The 2,764-nt window shown below is 69.9% G+C and carries 3 protein-coding genes; 2 read left to right on the top strand and 1 reads right to left on the bottom strand.

What is annotated here, in order from left to right:
* Positions 1–310: 310 nt before the first annotated feature.
* Positions 311–811 carry a hypothetical protein gene (locus BQ9890_RS03130; RefSeq protein WP_075889288.1) on the bottom strand — a complete coding sequence of 167 codons (501 nt, stop codon included), beginning with the start codon at positions 809–811 and terminating at the stop codon, positions 311–313.
* Positions 812–1,086: 275 nt separating this feature from the next.
* Between BQ9890_RS03130 and lpdA the strand changes: the two genes are divergently transcribed.
* Positions 1,087–2,460, top strand: coding sequence for a dihydrolipoyl dehydrogenase (gene lpdA, locus BQ9890_RS03125; protein ID WP_075889286.1), 1,374 nt, complete (start codon positions 1,087–1,089; stop codon positions 2,458–2,460).
* 24 nt (positions 2,461–2,484) lie between these two features.
* Positions 2,485–2,764: biotin/lipoyl-containing protein (locus tag BQ9890_RS03120; protein WP_326844907.1), on the top strand; the 280-nt coding region annotated here is incomplete at its 3' end.

Here is a 2,764-nt window from a genome sequence, read left to right as displayed (position 1 = left end):
CGCCCACCACTCCAGGCGTCGAATCCTGCACTACCCCACCCACTGGCCCTGGCAGGACGAGCTCACCACCTTGTGGGCCACCGGTGCTGGCCCACCCATCGCGGCCTGACCACCCACCCACACAGCCCCACCGGGCCCAACCCGAGGAACCCCAGGACAAGCCGACACGAGAGGTCGGAGACTCACTCGCGCCCACACCACCCCGACACCCTTCCACCAGACCTCCCACGCAATCACTCGACCCACCCATCCCAAGAACGGTGGATCAGGGCTGAGCCGACGTCCGCGACGGTGACGACCCCGCCCGGCCTCAGTCCTCGCGGCGACGGCGGGGCTTGTCCACCTGTTCGGACAGCTCCACGATGCGACGCGGGTTGGACCACCACAGCCACACGAGCCCGACCACGGGGAGGACCAGGGGGATGTACCAGTAGTCCGCCCCGAAGGCCCCCCAGGGAGAACGGGGATCGCTGAGCTGGGGGACACCCACACCGAGCACGCCCACGAGGACCGGGCCGATGGCCTCCACGGAGACGCTCGCCCAGCCGATCACGCGCATCCGCCGACCGTTGTGGGTCAGCGCGAGGGCGGAGAGCAGGTAGAGGAGTCCCGCGACGAGGGCGACCAGGACGGGACCGATCGGCCCGGAGTTCCAGTGGAGCACGTCGATGACGGCGTTGGTCGTGACCCAGGCGCCGAACACCCAGAAGGCGGCCATCACCAGGCGGCCGAGCCCGAGCGAGGGACCCCGCGTGTCCACGACCTGGTCCTCCTCCTGGGGGGACGCGCCGCTGTCGACATCCGTGGTCATGCCCGGCCTCCTTCGTGGGTGTGGCCACATCCTAGGTGTTCCGGGACACCCGGACGGCCACCCGTCCCGTCCCCCTTCCTGCCGCTCGCGTTCCGGGCCGGTTGCCGGGCGTGTACCGACCACCCCCCGGCGCCCCGGTGGGGACGCGGCGCACCTGTGTGGGCGGTGCCACCCGTCCCACGATCCCGGCAGGCGGGAAAAAACACATCCCGGGTGGGACAATGGGCCCAGCCGGACCGTGACGGTCCGAACACCCGACGCGAGGAGTGGAGAACGTGAGCGAACCCGGATACGACGTCGTCATCCTGGGAGCGGGGTCCGGTGGTTACGCCGCCGCGCTCCGTGGCGCCCAGCTGGGCCTGAAGGTGGCCCTCATCGAGGGCGACAAGGTCGGCGGCACCTGCCTGCACCGTGGGTGCATCCCCACCAAGGCCTACCTGCACGCGGCCGAGACCGCGGACGCGATCCGCGACTCGGAGCACTTCGGGGTCCGCTCGACCTTCGAGGGCATCGACATGCCGAAGGTCGGTGCCTACCGCGACTCCGTCGTCTCCAAGCTGTACAAGGGGCTCCAGGGCCTCCTGGCCTCCCGCAAGGTCGACATCATCCAGGGCTGGGGCCGCCTGGTCTCCGAGGACACGGTCGAGGTCGACGGGCGCCGTGTCACCGGCCGCCACATCGTCCTGGCCACCGGCTCCTACTCGCGCACCCTGCCGAACCTGCCCATCGAGGGACGGGTGATCACCTCCGAGCAGGCCCTGCAGATGGACTGGGTGCCCTCCCGCGTGGTCGTGCTGGGCGGCGGTGTCATCGGGCTGGAGTTCGCCTCCGCATGGAAGTCCTTCGGCGCCGAGGTCACCGTCATCGAGGCCCTGCCGCGGCTGGCGGCCAATGAGGACGAGGCCGTCTCCAAGCAGCTGGAGCGGGCCTTCCGCAAGCGCGGCATCGCCTTCCACTCCAACACACGCTTCGCCGGGGCCACCCAGGACGAGGGCGGGGTGCACGTCTCCACGGAGGACGGCAAGAGCTACGACGCCGACGTCCTGCTGGTGGCCGTGGGCCGTGGGCCCGTCACCGCCGACCTCGGCTACGAGCAGGTGGGCATCCCCATGGAGCGCGGATTCGTCCTCACCGACGAGCGTCTCCACACCGGTGTCGCCAACATCCACGCCGTCGGTGACATCGTCCCGGGCCTCCAGCTGGCCCACCGCGGCTTCCTCCAGGGAATCTTCGTCGCCGAGGAGATCGCCGGACTCTCGCCCGCCCCCATCGTGGAGTCGGGCATCCCGCGTGTCACCTTCACCGATCCCGAGATCGCCTCCGTGGGCCTCACCGAGAAGCAGGCCCGCGAGGAGTACGGCGACGCCGTGCGCACCGTGGAGTACAACCTCGCGGGCAACGGCAAGTCCAACATCCTCAACACTGCGGGCTTCATCAAGCTCGTCTCCGTCGAGGACGGTCCCATCGTCGGCTTCCACGGCATCGGGGCCCGTATCGGCGAGCAGGTGGGCGAGGGCGAGCTCATGGTCAACTGGGAGGCCTACCCCGAGGACGTCGCCGCACTGATCCACGCCCACCCCACGCAGAACGAGGCGATCGGCGAGGCCGCGATGGCCCTGGCCGGCAAGCCCCTGCACTCCCACAACTGACCCGTACCGACAAGGAGAACAACCATGGCAACAGCAGTGAAGATGCCCGCCCTGGGCGAGTCGGTCACGGAGGGAACCGTCACCACCTGGCTGAAGAAGGTCGGCGACACGGTCGAGGTCGACGAACCCATCGTCGAGGTCTCCACCGACAAGGTCGACTCCGAGGTCCCCTCCCCCGTGGCAGGGACCATCCTGGAGATCCTCGTCGGCGAGGACGAGACCGTCGAGGTCGGCACGGAGATCGCCCGCGTCGGCGAGCCCTCCGAGGCCGACGGCGACTCCGCTCCGGAGGACTCCGGGGAGG

This window comes from Actinomyces provencensis, assembly GCF_900155435.1.
Classification (GTDB): Bacteria; Actinomycetota; Actinomycetes; order Actinomycetales; family Actinomycetaceae; genus Pauljensenia; species Pauljensenia provencensis.
This window is presented reverse-complemented; position numbering and strand designations above follow the sequence as displayed.

What these genes read in the sequence shown, in the direction of transcription:
- BQ9890_RS03130 (WP_075889288.1), bottom strand. Translation starts at nt 811, where the DNA reads ATGACCACGGATGTCGACAGCGGCGCGTCCCCCCAGGAGGAGGACCAG.